The organism is Shinella sp. AETb1-6, from assembly GCF_009826875.1.
GTDB lineage: Bacteria > Pseudomonadota > Alphaproteobacteria > Rhizobiales > Rhizobiaceae > Shinella > Shinella sumterensis.
The window spans coordinates 84306-101284 of record NZ_WUMM01000008.1 but is presented as its reverse complement, the minus strand read 5'-3'; the positions used below and the strand labels follow the sequence as shown (position 1 = coordinate 101284).

Annotated in this window: 12 protein-coding genes; 5 read left to right on the top strand and 7 right to left on the bottom strand. The window is 64.6% G+C overall.

Annotated elements, in window-relative coordinates; translation table 11 throughout:
* The first annotated feature begins 29 nt into the window (after positions 1–29).
* Positions 30–1409, top strand: coding sequence for an MFS transporter (locus tag GR158_RS15715; RefSeq protein WP_246665672.1), 1380 nt, complete (start codon positions 30–32; stop codon positions 1407–1409).
* A 58-nt stretch (positions 1410–1467) separates the two neighbouring features.
* Here the strand turns inward: GR158_RS15715 and purH are convergent, their stop codons facing one another.
* From purH to htpX, 4 genes are all read right to left on the bottom strand, one after another.
* Complete coding sequence (gene purH / locus GR158_RS15710) at positions 1468–3078, bottom strand: bifunctional phosphoribosylaminoimidazolecarboxamide formyltransferase/IMP cyclohydrolase (protein ID WP_160871718.1); 1611 nt, start codon at positions 3076–3078, stop codon at positions 1468–1470.
* A gap of 98 nt (positions 3079–3176) precedes the next feature.
* Positions 3177–4859, bottom strand: a complete 1683-nt coding sequence (locus tag GR158_RS15705; protein ID WP_160871717.1) for a heparinase II/III family protein — start codon at positions 4857–4859, stop codon at positions 3177–3179.
* Between the two features lie 100 nt (positions 4860–4959).
* Positions 4960–6366, bottom strand: coding sequence for an RsmB/NOP family class I SAM-dependent RNA methyltransferase (locus GR158_RS15700; RefSeq protein ID WP_160871716.1), 1407 nt, complete (start codon positions 6364–6366; stop codon positions 4960–4962).
* Complete coding sequence (gene htpX / locus GR158_RS15695; RefSeq protein ID WP_160871715.1) at positions 6363–7328, bottom strand: zinc metalloprotease HtpX; 966 nt, start codon at positions 7326–7328, stop codon at positions 6363–6365. Before htpX ends, GR158_RS15700 begins: the two co-directional genes overlap by 4 nt.
* A 157-nt stretch (positions 7329–7485) precedes the next feature.
* Here htpX and GR158_RS15690 point away from each other — a divergent pair, with 157 nt between their 5' ends.
* Positions 7486–7683 (top strand): DUF1674 domain-containing protein, encoded by a 198-nt coding sequence (locus GR158_RS15690; RefSeq protein WP_160871714.1) that lies wholly within the window; start codon positions 7486–7488, stop codon positions 7681–7683.
* A 221-nt stretch (positions 7684–7904) separates the two neighbouring features.
* Here the strand turns inward: GR158_RS15690 and acs are convergent, their stop codons facing one another.
* Positions 7905–9860 (bottom strand): acetate--CoA ligase, encoded by a 1956-nt coding sequence (gene acs / locus GR158_RS15685; protein ID WP_134648502.1) that lies wholly within the window; start codon positions 9858–9860, stop codon positions 7905–7907.
* 231 nt (positions 9861–10091) lie between these two features.
* Here acs and GR158_RS15680 point away from each other — a divergent pair, with 231 nt between their 5' ends.
* Positions 10092–10793 (top strand): DUF1013 domain-containing protein, encoded by a 702-nt coding sequence (locus GR158_RS15680; protein ID WP_134648504.1) that lies wholly within the window; start codon positions 10092–10094, stop codon positions 10791–10793.
* 99 nt (positions 10794–10892) lie between these two features.
* On the opposite strand, the gene GR158_RS15675 is transcribed toward GR158_RS15680, so the two are convergent.
* Positions 10893–12791: a propionyl-CoA synthetase gene (locus tag GR158_RS15675; RefSeq protein WP_160871713.1), complete on the bottom strand. Its 1899-nt coding sequence runs from the start codon at positions 12789–12791 to the stop codon at positions 10893–10895.
* Between the two features lie 123 nt (positions 12792–12914).
* Complete coding sequence (locus GR158_RS15670; protein WP_160871712.1) at positions 12915–13574, bottom strand: YggS family pyridoxal phosphate-dependent enzyme; 660 nt, start codon at positions 13572–13574, stop codon at positions 12915–12917.
* A 232-nt stretch (positions 13575–13806) separates the two neighbouring features.
* On the opposite strand from GR158_RS15670, the gene leuS reads away from it, so the two are divergent.
* Positions 13807–16464 (top strand): leucine--tRNA ligase, encoded by a 2658-nt coding sequence (leuS, locus tag GR158_RS15665; RefSeq protein ID WP_160871711.1) that lies wholly within the window; start codon positions 13807–13809, stop codon positions 16462–16464.
* A complete protein-coding gene (lptE, locus tag GR158_RS15660; protein ID WP_160871710.1) occupies positions 16451–16975 on the top strand; it encodes an LPS assembly lipoprotein LptE in 525 nt (174 codons plus the stop codon). The genes leuS and lptE overlap by 14 nt, the downstream gene beginning before the upstream one ends.
* Positions 16976–16979: the final 4 nt, after the last annotated feature.

Sequence of the window (16979 nt, the reverse complement as noted above, 5' to 3'; positions counted from 1 at the left end):
ATCGCCCCGGCAAAGGAGGGGCGATGAGCATGGACACGAAAACCGCCGCGCCGCGCGCAAGCCGCCTCGGCATCACCGGCTGGATGCTGTTCGACTGGGCGGCGCAGCCGTTTTTCACCGTCATCACCACCTTCATCTTCGGTCCCTATCTCGTCGCGCGCCTGACGGACGATCCGGTCGCGGGACAGGCGGCCTGGAGCTACACGCTGACGATCGCCGGCATCGTGATTGCCTTGCTGGCGCCCGTCATGGGATCGATCGCCGATGCCTCGGGCGCCCGAAAACCCTGGATCGCCGCCTTCGCCGTGGTGAAGATCCTCTCCCTCATGGGGCTCTGGCTGGCCGTGCCGGGCAGCAGCCTCGCCTTCGCCATGGCGATGATCGTGCTCGCTACCGTCGCGGCGGAATTTTCGATCGTCTTCAACGATTCCATGATGCCGCGGCTGGTGAGCCCGGCCGATACCGGCCGCATCTCCAACATTGCCTGGGGCCTCGGCTATCTCGGTGGCATGATCGTGCTGATCGTGGTCATCGCGCTGATCGCCGCAAATCCCGTAACGGGCGAGACGGTCCTCGGCATCAGGCCGATATTCGGGATCGATCCCGCGACCGGCGAGGATGCCCGCATCACCGGACCGATCTCGGCGATCTGGTATCTCGTCTTCATCCTGCCGATGTTCTTCTTCACGCCGGACCAGAGCAGGGGCCTGCCGATCGCACACGCCGTTCGCGCAGGCTTCGCGGACCTCACCGCGGCCTTGCGCGATCTTCGCGGCAGGCCGGGCATCCTGCGCTTTCTCATCGCACGCATGGTCTACCAGGACGGCGTCAACGGCCTCATCGCGCTTGGCGGCACCTTCGCCGCCGGCATGTTCGCCTGGCAGACCTTCGAGCTCGGCATCTACGGCATCATCCTCAATGTCGTCGCCATCGGCGGCTGCCTCTATGCCAGCCGGCTGGACAAGCGCCTCGGCTCGAAGGCCGTCGTCATCGGAAGTCTCGTCTGCCTGACGATGGCGACGATCGGCATCGTCTCGACGGGACCGGGTTTCACGCTCTTCGGTCTCGTCCCGCTGTCCGTCGAGAGTACCGGCGGGCTGTTCGGCACAGCTGCGGAAAAGGCCTACATCCTCTACGGCCTGCTGATCGGGCTCGCATTCGGCCCTGTCCAGGCGTCTGCGCGTTCCTATCTCGCCCAAAGCATCCACCCGGACGAGGCGGGCCGTTATTTCGGGCTCTATGCGCTTTCAGGCCGCGCCACATCCTTCCTGGCGCCGCTCTCCGTCGCCCTCGTCACCACGGCGACGGGCTCGGCACGCCTGGGCATGATGGCGCTGATCGTCTTCCTTGTAGCCGGTTTCCTGCTCCTGCTGCGCACGCCTTATCCCGCCGCCGAAGTCACCCGCTGAAACGCAAAACGCCCCGCAAGCGGGGCGTCTCCATCCGGACCGAGAATCCGGGTAAGGATCAATGGCGGAAGTGGCGCATGCCTGTGAACACCATGGCAACGCCCGCCTCATCGGCCGCGGCGATGACTTCGGCGTCGCGCATCGAGCCGCCGGGCTGGATGACGGCCGTGGCCCCGGCGGCGATGGCGGAGAGCAGGCCGTCGGCAAAGGGCAGGAAGGCTTCCGACGCCACCGCCGAGCCGCGCGTCAGCGGCTGCGAAAGCCCCATGGCCTTGGCGGCTTCCTCGGCCTTCAGGCCGGCGATGCGGGCCGAATCGACGCGGCTCATCTGACCGGCGCCGATGCCGGCCGTCTGGCCGTCCTTGGCATAGACCACGGCATTCGACTTCACATGCTTGGCCACCTTGAAGGCGAACTTCATGTCGATCAGCTCCTGTTCGGTCGGCGCCCGCTTGGTGACGACCTTCAGCTCCAGGTCCTCGACCACGCCGTTGTCGCGGCTCTGCACCAGGAGGCCACCCGAAACGGTCTTGGCAGACAAGCCCGGCGCGCGCGGATCGGGCAGGCCGCCCGTCACGAGAAGGCGCAGATTGGGTTTGCCGGCAATCACCGCGCGGGCCTTTTCATCCGCATCCGGCGCGATGATGACCTCGGTGAACAGCTTGACGATCTCTTCCGCCGTCTCGCCGTCCAGCGTCGAATTGAGCGCGATGATACCGCCGAAGGCGGAGACCGGGTCGCAGGCCAGCGCCCGGGCATAGGCGTCCTTCAGCGTTTTGCCGGTGGCGACGCCGCAGGGGTTTGCGTGCTTGATGATCGCGCAGGCCGGGCCGTTTTCCGGCAGGAACTCGGCGACCAGTTCGAAGGCGGCATCCGTATCGTTGATATTGTTGTAGGAAAGCTGCTTGCCCTGCAGGAGCGTCGCGGTGGCGACGCCGGGGCGGTTTTCGCCGGTCACGTAGAAGCCCGCCTTCTGGTGCGGGTTTTCGCCGTAGCGCATCTCTTCCTTCAGCACGCCGCCGATGACGCGATGGCGCGGCATGGCGATGTCGAGCGCTTCGGCGAACCAGTTGGAGATCGCGGCGTCATAGGCGGCGGTGCGCGCATAGGCCTTCGCCGCCATGCGCTGGCGGAAGGCATAGGAAGTCGTGCCGTCAGCCAGTTCCGCGATCAGCGCCTCGTAATCGGCGGGATCGGTGACGATGGTGACATAGGCGTGGTTCTTGGCCGAGGCGCGGATCATGGCCGGGCCGCCGATATCGATGTTCTCGACGGTCGTCGGATAGTCGCCGCCCTTGGCGCGGACGTCCTCGAACGGATAGAGGTTGATGACAGCGAGGTCGATGGCACCGATGCCATGCGCCTTCATGGCTTCGACATGCTCGGCATCGTCTCGGATCGCCAAAAGCCCGCCATGAACCGAAGGATGAAGCGTCTTCACGCGACCGTCCATGATTTCCGGAAAGCCCGTGACCTCGGAAACGTCGGTAACGGCAAGCCCGGCATCGCTGAGCGCCTTGTGCGTACCGCCCGTCGAGAGCAGACGAACGCCTTTGTCGGCAAGCGCCTTGGCGAGCGCGACGACGCCGGCCTTGTCGGAGACGGAGAGCAGCGCGGTGCGCACGGCAACACGATCGGGGGCGGGGATCTTCTTGGAAACAACGGCCATTGGGCGCTCCGTTCTGACGGCCCGGGAGGAGGGGGCCGGATGGTCATGCGCCCCGTTAACACAGGCGCCGCCCGGAGAAAACCTCGAATGAGAAAAGCTCAGCGCCGACGCGCCAGCGACCACTGGACTTCCGGTGTCTCCGCAAGCAGCATGGTCAATGTCAGCTGGCGCGACGCGCGCACGCCCGAGGGATCGGCGAAGAACACATCCTCCTCCTCCTCGATGCCGATATCGAGGCAGGTCAGCGCCCAGGCCTCGCCATCGGGCGCGACCAGCCGCACCTCATTGTCGGAAGCCGGATAGAGCTGGATGTTCGGATGGACGTGGAAGCGCACGACGGCCGTGCCCTTGTCGATGGCGGCACCGGGCGCGCCCGGCTTGAAGAAGCGCTCCCTGCCGCGGATTTCCATGCCCGACGCGGAAACGAAGATATCCCGCTCGTAGATCAGGCCGAAGCGCTGGAGATAGCCGTCATGGCTCGCCGTGATGCCGTCGGCGCCGGAATCGCGCTCTGCGCGCGCGACATTCACCTTGCTGACGCCGCCGATGATGATCGGCCCGAGGAAGCGGGAGGTGGAGATGCGCGACGACGAGGTGTCGTTGAGGGTCGCGACCGAATGCGCCGCCGTCATGCGCGCCATCTGGCGCATCGCATCGCCGGCAAAGCGCGGCCGGCCGGAATTGACGATGAAACGGTTCTTGCCCGACGACATCTCGATGGAAAGCGTGCCGGCGGAATGCGTCGCGGAGAGATCGATGGATTTCGGCATGCCGGTATCCATCAGCACCACCGTCTCCTTCACGGCGAGCCGGTCGTAGTTGATCGAAGGCAGGGCCTTGAAGGGGACGCCGCCGGTCTCGTCGTAGCGCAGCACCGACATCAGTTCGTTGGCGAGCGTATAGGTCGCGCCGTTGAACAGCGCGAGTTCACCGCCCTGGTGGCGGAAGAAGCGCAGGGCCGGATAGATGCGGTCGATGCTCGGGATGAGCTGCAAGGGCATGTCGTGGCCGAGATTGACATAGGTCTGTCGCAGCGGCAGCAGGTCGAGCAGCAGGTCGAGTGCCGCCCGCGGATTGCGCGAGCAATGGCCGCCATCCGGCAGGATCTGCCGATCCAGCTCCGCATCGAGATTGCGGGCGGCGTTGCGCATCTTGGACGCGGTCGCGGGCATGGCGATCGAGGCCATGGCCAGCGCGATGCGCACGCGAAGCCGCGGCTCGCCGTCCCGCGTCGTATCGGCGACATGGCGCAGGTAACGCACCTGGAAGGCAAGGCTCTTGAGGAACCGGCGGTAGAACGGATAATCCGCGTCTTTCAGCACGACGGGCGAATGGGACAGCCAGGCGATGATGCGTTGCGCCGCGACATCCGGGCGCCAGGCAAGCCCGCCGATGACACGGCCGTGGCTTTGCAGCCAGTCATCGACGATGAAGCGGGCCGTATGCGCCGCCTTGTCGGGATCGACGAGCCGCAGATGGCGCAGCCAGCCGAAGGAATGCAGGCGGACGGCGAATTCCTCGGACGGGAGCTCCAGCGCGAAGGGTGATTCGCCCTCGCAATCCAATATGCGACCGGCAAGCGGGAAACGACCGGCGGTGATCTCTTCGCCGGCGAAGGAATCGGCGGGGTGCAGGTCGGTCGGCGCGACGATGAGGCGGTCCGGCGCGCCGCCGGAAAAGCGCACGGCGCTGATCTTGCCAAGCGCAAGCCTTCGCGAGAAGCGGCGCCAACCCTCACGCAGATACAGATAGAGAAGCCGTTGGCGGTCGGAAAGCTGCATGGTTAACAAATGCCTCCAAGCCTATAGGTAGGCCGAGGAGAGGAGCGGCGTCAATTCATCGCCTGCTGATGGACTGTTGATGACGGCAATATGCGGGGGATCAGCCGTTTCTGCGCAGCCGGACCGCATAGAAGCCATCGACGCCGCCGGCATGGCCGGCGGTCGCGGGCAGCATGGCGGGCGTGGTGCGGAATTCGCCGCGCGGCGAAATCGCCTCCTCCAGGCCGGGCCAGTCCGCCGCGTCGACGGGAATGAGCCGCCAGTCCGGATTGTCCGCCAGCACCCGGTCGATCATGTCCTCACCCTCGGCGGGATCGAGCGAGCAGTTGGAGAAGACGAGATCGCCGCCCGGTTTCACCAGCGTCAACGCGTGGCGCAGCAGGCGTTCCTGCAGGCGTGCCAGCTTTTCGATATCCTCCGGCCCCTTGGTCCAGAGCACGTCGGGATGCTTGCGGATCGTGCCCGTCGAGGAGCACGGCGCATCAAGCAGTACGGCATCGAACAGCGTCTCGGGGCGGAAATCCGCCATATTGGCCTCCAGCGTTGTCGCGGAAAGGCCGAGCCGCGCCAGATTGCTTTCCAGCCGCCGAAGCCGGTTGCCCGATTGGTCAAGCGCCGTCACGGCGCCACCGGCCAACACAAGCTGCGCGGTCTTGCCGCCCGGTGCGGCGCACAGATCGGCGACATGCTTGCCCGCGAGGTCACCGAAAAGCCTGGCCGGCAGGCTGGCAGCGGCGTCCTGCACCCACCATTCTCCCACCTCGAAACCCTCGAGCGCCGGAATGGCGCCGGAGGCGGCAGGCAGGCGAACGGAGCCGGTCGGCAGGACGAGCCCGCCCAGCTTGCCGGCCCAGCCAGAGGGATCCGATTTGACGGTGAGGTCGATGGCGGAGGGTTCCAGCACGGCATCGGCAATGCTGGCGGCATGCGCCTCGCCGTAAACCGATATCAGCCGCTCGTAGAACCAGGCCGGAATGACCGGCAGCGCCTGCGTGGCCGCAAGGTGCGTTGCCTTCTCGCGCGACAGGCGGCGCAGCACGGCATTGGTGAGACTGGCGAAACGGCGGTTGCGCGGATCGAGCTGCGCCTGTTCGACGGCGAGGTCGACGGCGGAATGATCGGGCACGTCGAGATAGAGGATCTGCGCGGCGGCCACCGTCAGCACATGATGCAGCGCGCGGGCGCCGTCCGGGAGCGGCGTGCCGACGAGCGTATCGAGGATCGCCTCGATGCGGGGCAGATGGCGCAACGCCGTATTGATGATAGCGCGAACGAGCGCGCGGTCGGCGTCGTTCAGCTGCCGATAGGCCGGATTGCCGTTTTCGGGATCCAGCATCCCGTCGAGCGACGTCCTGCGGTCGACCACCGCCGCAAGGATCTTGGCCGCCGCCTGCCGGGCACGCAGGCCCGGTTTTTCGACGTGATCATCCACCGGCGCAGGCTTTTGAGCGCCTTTGCCACGATGACGGTTGGGATGCGGTTTTTTTCTGCGAATGTCGTCGTTCAAGACCAGGGACCCTTGGGTGGTTCGGAACCACCGCGTCCCCAGCCGGTGGTCGGGACGGAACGCGATTTGCGCGAGGCATTATCAGTCCGGACCGATTCCGTCGAGCGCGCCTGCATGCCGCGGGCCAATTCCTGCAGCGCGGCGATGCGGTTTTCCGTGTTCGGATGGGTCGAAAACAGGTTGTCCATGCGCTCGCCCGACAGCGGATTGATGATGAACATATGCGCCGTCGCCGGGTTATGCTCGGCCGCATCATTGGGAATGCGGCCCGCAGCCATGGCGATCTTCTTCAGGGCCGAGGCGAGCCAGAGCGGGTTGCCGCAGATTTCCGCGCCGCGCTTGTCGGCGGAATATTCTCGCGTGCGGCTGATCGCCATCTGCACCAGCATCGCGGCGAAGGGAGCGACGATCATGGCGATGAGAATACCGATGAAGCCGAGCGGATTGTTGTTCTCGCGGTTGCCGCTGCCGCCGAAGAACATCGCGAAGTTCGCCAGCATGGAGATCGCACCGGCAATCGTGGCCGTCAGCGTCATGGTGAGCGTATCGCGGTTCTGGATATGCGCCAGTTCATGCGCCATCACGCCGGCGACCTCCTCATAGCTCAGCGCCTGAAGAAGGCCGGTGGAGGCGGCGACGGCGGCGTTCTGCGGGTTGCGGCCGGTCGCAAAGGCATTCGGCTGCTCGCTGTTGATGACGAAGACGCGCGGCATGGGCAGGCCCGCCCGCTTGGCGAGATCGCGCACGATGCCGTAATATTCCGGCGCCGAGCGTTCATCCACCTCCTTGGCGCCGTACATGGACAGCACCATCTTGTCGGAATTCCAATAGGAGAAGAAGTTCATGGCGATCGCGACGAGGAGCGCGATCATCATGCCGCCCTTGCCGCCGATGAGCAGACCCACGCCCATGAAAAGCGCCGTCATGAAGGCGAGAAGCATGGCTGTGCGAAGGATGTTCATGCGTTTCCGGCTCCCGTAAAATCGTGTGCTTGCCTGACAATTCCCCGTGTCAAGGGAATGTTTCACGTGAATCAGCGCTTTCCACAGCGCGCTCACGCTCCTATATGATGGTGAACCAACAGCACGTCTTCAATATCCCTGGAGGATGCCGGTTTTCATGGAAAGCGACAACGACAATCATTCGGATGGCCGCAAGGTGCTCCCGCCCGCGGCGCAGCGCGCCCTGAAGGAAGCCGAAGAGCGACGCAAGGCGGCCGCCCCGGTCGAGCGGCAACCCGAGATCGGCGGCCGCGGCGGCGAAGACCCCGCCCGCTTCGGCGACTGGGAAATCAAGGGCCGCGCCATCGACTTCTGAGGTTTGGGAAGCCGGCTCAGGAATCCGCTCCGTCGTGCATCCTGCCACAACATCTTCTCCGTCATACTGACGGTACGGGTATGGAAGATCCTCGGGTCAAGCCCGAGGATGACGTAAGAGAGGTGGAGGGGCGTTGCCTCACTCAATACCCCTGCAAGCATCTCCCGAACGAAAACGGCGGCCGATCGGCCGCCGTCTCGCTTTGTAGTAACGTCCGCTTCTCAGCCGCCCGCCTTGTTCTGGCGGTTGGCGATCAGGTCGTCGACGACGGCGGGATCGGCGAGCGTCGAGGTGTCGCCCAGCGAACCGAAATCGTCCTCGGCGATCTTGCGCAGGATGCGGCGCATGATCTTGCCCGAGCGGGTCTTCGGCAGGCCCGGCGCGAACTGGATCTTGTCCGGAGTCGCGATGGGGCCGATCTCCTTGCGGACGTGCTTGACCAGGTCCTGGCGCAAGGCATCGTTGCCTTCCTCGCCGGCCATCAGAGAGACATAGCAGTAGATGCCCTGGCCCTTGAGGCTATGCGGATAGCCGACGACGGCCGCTTCCGACACGAGATGGTGCGAGACGAGCGCCGATTCGATTTCCGCCGTGCCGAGGCGGTGGCCGGAAATGTTGAGCACGTCATCGACGCGGCCGGTGATCCAGTAGTAGCCGTCCTCGTCGCGGCGGCAGCCGTCGCCGGTAAAATACTTGCCCTTGTAGGTGGAGAAGTAGGTTTCGACGAAGCGCTTGTGATCGCCATAGACCGAGCGCATCTGGCCCGGCCAGCTGTCGGTGATGCAGAGGTTCCCGTCGGCGACGCCCTCCAGCACACGGCCCTCATTGTCGACCAGTTCCGGCTTGACGCCGAAGAAGGGCCGGGTCGCCGAGCCGGGCTTCAGCTCCGTCGCGCCGGGCAGGGGGGTGATGAGGATGCCGCCGGTCTCCGTCTGCCACCACGTATCGACGATCGGCGAGCGGCCTTCGCCGACCACGTTGTAATACCATTCCCAGGCCTCGGGGTTGATCGGCTCGCCGACCGAGCCGAGCAGCCGCAGCGACGAACGCGATGAACGCTTCACGAAATCGTCTCCGGCGCCCATGAGCGCGCGGATCGCGGTCGGTGCGGTATAGAAGATGTTGACCTTGTGCTTGTCGACCACCTCCCAGAAGCGGCCGGCATCCGGGAAATTCGGCACGCCTTCGAACATCACGGTCGTCGCGCGGTTGGCGAGCGGCCCGTAGACGATATAGGAATGGCCGGTCACCCAGCCCACATCGGCCGTGCACCAGTAGATATCGCCGTCCTGGTAATCGAAGACGTATTTGTGCGTCATCGAGGCATAGACGAGGTAGCCGCCGGTGGTGTGCAGCACGCCCTTCGGCTTGCCGGTCGAACCCGATGTATAGAGGATGAACAGCGGATCTTCCGCCTTCATCTTCGCCGGCGGACAATCGCGCGGCACGGTCAGCACTTCCTTGTGGTACCAGATGTCGCGGCCCGGCGCCCAGCCGGTCTTGCCGCCGGTGCGGCGCACGACGAGGACCTTGTTGACGATGACATGCTGCTTGGCGGCGATATCGATCGCCGTGTCGGTGTTTTCCTTGAGCGGGATCGGCTTGCCGCCGCGCACGCCCTCGTCGCAGGTCACGACGAAGGTCGATTCGCAGTCAACAATGCGGCCTGCCAGCGCATCCGGCGAAAAGCCGCCGAAGACCACAGAATGGATGGCGCCGATGCGCGCGCAGGCGAGCATGGCATAGGCTGCCTCCGGGATCATCGGCATGTAGATGGTGACGCGATCGCCCTTCTTCACGCCGTGCTTCTTCATCACATTCGCCATGCGGCAGACGTGTTCGTGAAGCTCGTTATAGGTGATCTTCTTGTCGATATACGGGTTGTCGCCTTCCCAGATGATGGCGATATCGTCGCCATGCGCCTTCAGGTGGCGATCGATACAGTTGTAGGAGACGTTGGTGATGCCGTCTTCGAACCACTTGATCGAGACCTTGCCGGTAAACGAGGTGTTCTTGACCTTCGTATAAGGCTTGAACCAGTCGATCCGCATGCCGTGCTTGTCCCAGAAACGCTCCGGGTTCTCGATGCTTTCGCGATACCATTTCTGATAGGTGTCGTTGTCGATCAGCGTACGGCTTTTCGCGGATTTCAGGACCGGATAGGTCTTTGCGGACATGGATTCCTCCTCACTGCGCATGCGCGGGACACCGCTTTTCCTCCGGCCCCGGCCATTCCGGCACCATTCATATCAGGTCAAATCCTTCCGGCAATTAGACAAAAGGTCATTTGTGCTTGAAGAATTGCATTTCTGAGACAGTGAGGTTATAGAGGGCCGAATTCCCGGAACATTGTGGTTTACGACCCACGGCCCGCGACCCCGGCGCGGACGGACAGAAGGACTATATGCATGGCTCAGCAGCTCCTCATGCCAAAAGCGACCGCGGTCTGGTTGGTCGACAACACGGCGCTGTCTTTCGAACAGATCGCGACATTCTGCAAATTGCACCCGCTCGAAGTGAAGGCCATTGCCGACGGCGAATCGGCCCAGGGCATCAAGGGCCTCGACCCGATCGCCACCGGCCAGCTCTCGCGCGACGAGATCGCCCGCGCGGAAGCCAATCCCGCCCATAAGCTCAAGCTTTCCGACCCGAAGGTTCGCGTTCCAGAGTCCAAGCGTAAGGGCCCGCGTTACACGCCGGTTTCCAAGCGTCAGGATCGTCCCAACGCCATTCTCTGGCTGGTGCGCAACCATCCGGAACTGAAGGATGCGCAGATCTCGCGTCTCGTCGGCACCACCAAGTCGACGATCGAGCAGATCCGCGACCGCACCCACTGGAACTCGGCCAACCTGGCGCCGATGGACCCGGTGACGCTCGGCCTGTGCTCGCAGATCGATCTGGACCTGGAAGTCGAGCGCGCCTCCAAGGGCCGTCCGCTGCCGACCGCCGCCGAACTCGGCGCCACCCTCGAATCGGCCCAGGAAACGGAAAAGCTGCCCTACAGCACCGACCGCGAGGACGAGCAGGAAATCAACGCCGACGCCGTCTTCGCCAAGCTCAAGTCGCTGAAGTCGTCCACGCCGGACGAGGACGAAGACGACAACTTCTGAGCCGTCGTCAAATCGAATTGACAAACCGGTCGCCAAAAGCGGCCGGTTTTTTTGTCTCCGGCACCTTCAGGCTCCCGGCTGCCAACCGGGGTTTGCGTCTCAGCAGATCCTGCGCTCCGAAAGCGCCTGCGCGATCTCGTCCAAGATGGCCGGATCATCGATGGTCGCGGGCATCGTCCAATCCTGCCCGTCGGCGATCTTCTGCATGGTACCGCGCAGGATCTTGCCCGACCGGGTTTTCGGCAGCCGCTTCACGCAGATCGCCGTCTTGAAGGCGGCGACGGGGCCGATCCGCTCGCGCACCATAGCAACCACCTCCTGTTCCACCTCCGATGATTCACGTGAAACACCGCTCTTCAAAACGAGGAAGCCGACCGGGATCTGCCCCTTCAACGCGTCGGTCACGCCGATGACCGCACATTCGGCGACGTCCCGGTGGCTGGCGCAGATTTCCTCCATCGCCCCCGTCGAAAGGCGATGGCCGGCGACATTGATGATGTCGTCTGTGCGCGACATGATGAAGACGTAACCGTCCTCATCGACATAGCCGGCATCCGCCGTCTTGTAGTAACCGGGAAACTCCGAAAGACAGGCCTCGCGAAACCGCGCATCGGCGTTCCAGAATGTCGGAAGGCAGCCGGGGGGCAGGGGCAGCTTGATGGCGATGTTGCCGAGCGTGCCCGGCGCCACCGCGTGGCCGGCATCGTCGAGCACATGCAGCTCGTAGCCCGGCATCGGCACGGTGGGCGAGCCATGTTTCACCGGCAGCCGGTCGAGACCGAGCGGATTGCCGACGATGGCCCAGCCGGTTTCCGTCTGCCACCAGTGATCGATGACGGGCACGCCGAGCACGGCCTCCGCCCAGCGCACCGTATCGGGATCGGCCCGCTCGCCCGCCAGAAACAGCGCCCGCAGGCTGGAAAGATCGTACCGTTTGACGAGAACGCCCTCCGGGTCCTCCTTGCGAATGGCGCGAAAGGCGGTGGGCGCGGTGAACAGCACCGAGACCCTGTACTCTTCGACCACGCGCCAGAAGGCGCCGGCATCCGGCGTGCCGACCGGCTTGCCCTCATAGAGCACCGTCGCGCTGCCGTTCAGCAGCGGCGCATAGACGATATAGGAATGGCCGACGACCCAGCCGATATCCGAGGCCGCCCAATAGACCTCGCCGGGTTCGACGCCGTACAGCGCCCGCATCGTCCAGGCGAGCGCCACCATGTGCCCGCCATTGTCACGGATGACGCCCTTCGGCTGGCCGGTCGTGCCCGAAGTGTAGAGAATATAAAGCGGATCGGTTGCGGCGAGATCCGCACAGGGGACCGTCCGGCCCCGGGCCGCAGCGAGCGCCGGACCAAGATCGACATCGCGCGCGGGATCGAGCTCGGCCGTCAGTTCCGGCCGCTGCAACACGAGGCATCGCGCCGGCTTGTGCCGGGCCAGCGCGATGGCGGCATCCAGCAGCGGTTTATACGCCACCAGCCGGTTCGGCTCGACGCCGCAGCTTGCCGAGACGACCAGCTTGGCCGACGAATCGTCGATGCGCGTCGCAAGCTCGCTCGCCGCAAAGCCGCCGAAGACCACGGAATGGATCGCACCGATACGCGCGCAGGCCAGCATGGCGAACACGGCTTCCGGGATCATCGGCATATAGAGAATGACGCGGTCGCCCTTTTCTACCCCGTGATCGAGGAGCACGGCCGCCATGGCGCTGACATTCGAAAGCAGGCCGTCGTAGCTGTAGATCGCCTTGCGGCCGGTCACCGGGCTATCATAGATCAGCGCCACCTGGTCGCCGCGGCCGGCCGCGATGTGGCGATCCACGCAATTGTGACAGGTATTGCCGGTGGCATCGGGAAACCAGCGGCCATAGACACCTTGCCGCTCGTCGAAAATCGCATCCGGTGGCGTGAACCAGTCTATCGCCCGCGCGGCCTCGGCCCAGTGACGCGTGTGATCGTCCTTCCACGCCCGATAGATCTCGGCATAGGTCTTTTGCATCGTCTTCTCCCACATGCCCGGCCGCGGCCGGTTCCTCCGAGAGGAAGAATAGGGGAGGGCGATACCATCGCAAAGCCAGACCAAAGCCTGAGATGGACGGCCGGTATGCCTGGACGCCGTTTCTCAGCGCGTGCCGAAGATCGCCGAACCGACGCGCACGCTGGTCGCGCCGAAACCGATGGCGACCTCGTAGTCACCCGACATGCCCATCGACAACCGGTCGAGGCTGCAGCGGGCAGCAAGCTTGGCCAGCAGGGCAAAATGCGGCCCGGGATTTTCATCCGCCGGCGGAATGCACATCAGGCCCTCGATGGTCAGGCCCAGCTCCTCGCGGCAGAAGGTCACGAAGGAGAGGGTATCATCAGGCGCAATGCCGGCTTTCTGGGGCTCGAGCCCCGTATTGACCTGCACGTAAAGCCGCAGCGCCCGTCCCTGCCGCTTCATCTCGTCGGCGATGCTGCGCGCGATCTTTTCCCGGTCGACCGTCTCGATCACGTCGAACAGGGCAACGGCATCCGCCGTCTTGTTCGATTGCAGGGGGCCGATCAGGTGCAACTCGATGCCGGCCGTCTGCGCGCGCAATTCCGGCCACTTGCCCTGCGCTTCCTGCACGCGGTTTTCACCGAAGACGCGCTGCCCGGCTGCGATGGCGGGCCGGATCGCATCGGCATCGAAGGTCTTCGATACCGCGACCAGCGTGACCTGCTCGGGCCTGCGGCCAGCCTCGCTTGCGGCCTTGCGCACGCGGCTGCGCACCTCTTCGAGACGGTCCTCAAGTTCCATGATCACTCTCCATCGGCGAAGGCAGGCCGGGCGGATTTAAAGGGCAAATCTGCGGAAACGGCATGCGCGGGCATCCAGACCCCGGACCTAGCGAAAACGGCACGCCTTGCCAAGCGCCGCAAGCCCGGAAAACTTGACGCTTCGGTGGTTTCATGATGAAGGTCTCGACACCATATTCGCAGGGGCGAACCGCCCTCCAAGACTCCCAAAAGACTTCCGGAACATCAAAGACATGGCCACCGAACGTTACAACCCGCGCGATGCCGAACCCCGCTGGCAGGCAAAATGGAACGATGAAAACGTCTTCCTGACGGACAACGACGACCCGCGCGAGAAGTACTACGTCCTCGAGATGTTCCCCTATCCCTCCGGCCGCATCCATATGGGCCATGTGCGCAACTATGCCATGGGCGACGTGGTCGCGCGCTACAAGCGCGCGCGCGGTTATAACGTGCTGCATCCGATGGGTTGGGATGCCTTCGGCATGCCGGCCGAAAACGCTGCCATGCAGAACAAGGTCCATCCCAAGGGCTGGACCTACGAGAACATCGCGACCATGCGCGGCCAGCTGAAATCGATGGGCCTGTCGCTCGACTGGTCACGCGAATTCGCCACCTGCGACGTCGAATACTATCAGCGCCAGCAGCACCTGTTCCTGGATTTCCTTGAGAAGGGTCTGGTCTACCGCAAGCAGTCCAAGGTGAACTGGGATCCGGTCGACCATACCGTTCTCGCCAACGAGCAGGTCATCGACGGCCGCGGCTGGCGGTCCGGCGCGCTGGTCGAACAGCGCGAGCTGACGCAGTGGTTCTTCCGCATCACCGATTTCAGCCAGGATCTGCTCGATTCGCTGGAGACGCTCGACCAATGGCCGGAAAAGGTCCGGCTGATGCAGAGCAACTGGATCGGCCGCTCCGAAGGCATGCTGGTCCGCTGGGAAGTGGTCAAGGACACCGAACGCGCAGCGGCGGCATTGCGCGCCGAAGAGCAGCTCTCACCCGAAATCACCGTCTACACGACGCGCCCCGACACGCTGTTCGGCGCATCCTTCATCGCGATCGCGGCCGACCACCCGTGGGCCAAGGCCGCTGCCGCGCAGAATCCGGCTATCGAAGCCTTTGCCGAAGAGTGCCGCCGCGCCGGCACGTCGCTCGCTGCGCTCGAAACGGCCGAGAAGAAGGGCATCGACACCGGCATTCGCGTGCGCCATCCCTTCGACCCGCAATGGGAGCTGCCGGTCTACATCGCCAATTTCGTGCTGATGGACTACGGCACGGGCGCGATTTTCGGCTGCCCGTCCGGCGACCAGCGCGACCTGGATTTCGCCCGCAAATACGACCTGCCAGTCGTGCCCGTCGTCATGCCGAAGGGTGCGGATGCCGCGAGCTTCACCATTGGTGACGAAGCCTATGTCGGCGACGGCGTGATGATCAACTCGCGTTTCCTGGATGGTCTCGACACCAGGGAAGCCTTCGAGGACGTCGCCAACCGCCTCAGCGCCGCCACGCTCGGCAACAGGCCGGTGGGCGAGCGCAAGGTGAATTTCCGCCTGCGCGACTGGGGCATTTCGCGCCAGCGCTACTGGGGCTGCCCGATCCCGGTCATCCATTGCGAGGACTGCGGCGTCGTTCCCGTGCCGAAGGCCGACCTGCCGGTGAAGCTGCCGGACGACGTGACCTTCGACAAGCCGGGCAACCCGCTCGACCGCCATCCGACCTGGCGTCACGTGGCCTGCCCGAATTGCGGCAAGGATGCACGCCGCGAGACCGACACGATGGATACCTTTGTCGATTCGTCCTGGTACTTCGCCCGCTTCACTGCGCCGTGGGAAAACAATCCGACCGATCCGGCGGCCGCCAATGCCTGGCTGCCGGTCGACCAGTATATCGGCGGCATCGAGCATGCGATCCTGCACCTGCTCTATTCGCGCTTCTTCACTCGCGCCATGCAAGCGACCGGCCATCTCGATCTCAAGGAACCCTTCAAGGGCCTCTTCACGCAGGGCATGGTGGTGCATGAAACCTACAGCCGCGGCGAGGGTGCCAAGCGCGAATGGGTAACACCGGCCGAGATCCGCATCGAGGATATCGACGGCAGGCGGCGCGCGATCCACGTCGAATCCGGCGAAGAAATCGCCATCGGCTCGATCGAGAAGATGTCGAAATCCAAGAAGAACGTGGTCGATCCGGACGACATCATCGCCTCTTACGGCGCCGATACTGCCCGCTTCTTCATGCTGTCGGACTCGCCGCCGGACCGTGACGTGATCTGGTCGGAAGCCGGCGTCGAAGGCGCGCACCGCTTCATTCAGCGCGTCTGGCGCCTGCTGTCCGAAGCCGCACCGGCCCTGAAGGCCGTGCAAGGCCGGCCGGGCGCAGAAGGCGAAGCACTGGCCGTATCGCAGGTCGCGCACCGCACGCTGAAGGCCGTCCAGGGCGACTACGACAAGCTTGCCTTCAACAAGGCAGTGGCCCGTATCTACGAATTCGTCAATGCGCTGGCCGCACCGCTGACCACGGCCGCCGCCGGCAAGGCCTCGGACGACCTCGTGGCCGCCCTGCGCGACGCCGTCGATATCCTGATCCGCATCGTCGCGCCGATGACGCCGCACCTTGCCGAGGAATGCTGGCGTGCCATCGGCGGCGAGGGCCTCATCGCCATGAGCGCGTGGCCGGAATACGAAGAGCGCCTCGTCGCCGAAAACGAAGTCACGCTGCCCGTGCAGATCAACGGCAAGAAGCGTGCGGATTTGACAATCAGCCGCGACGCAGACCAGAGTGCGGTCGAGGCCGCGGTTCTGGCCATAGAGGCGGTCCAGGCCGCTCTTGCCGGCCAGCGCCCGAAGAAGATCATCGTCGTACCGCAGAGGATCGTGAATGTTGTTGTCTAACGGAACCGGTTTCTCGCGGCTTGGAAAGACCATCGCGGGCGTCCTGCTTCTGGCCGCCGTCGCCGGCTGCCAGGTGCGTCCCCTCTACTCCACGGCAAGCGGCACGGAAGGCAAGCTTGCATCGGTGTCGATCCCGGAGATCAACAACCGCGTCGGGCAGCAGGTTCGCAACGACCTGATCTTCCTCTTCGCCGGCGGCGCGGGCGAGCCGCAGAATGCCGCCTACCGGCTCGACCTGGGCGTCACCGCGGGAACGGGCGGCGTGCTCAACGACCCCGCCACCGACACGATGCGCGCGGGCCGCACGACCGTTTCGGGAACCTTCACCCTGGTGAAGGTCGATACGGGCGAAACGATCACCTCCGGAAAGCGTTCCGCAATCGCCCTCGTCGACTTTCCCAGGCAGGAATTCGCCAAGCTCCGCGCCATTCGCGATGCGGAAAACCGCGCCGCCCGCGAGCTTGCCGAGCTGATCCGCGCCGACGTCGCCACGGCGCTCAGCCGTCGCTGATCTG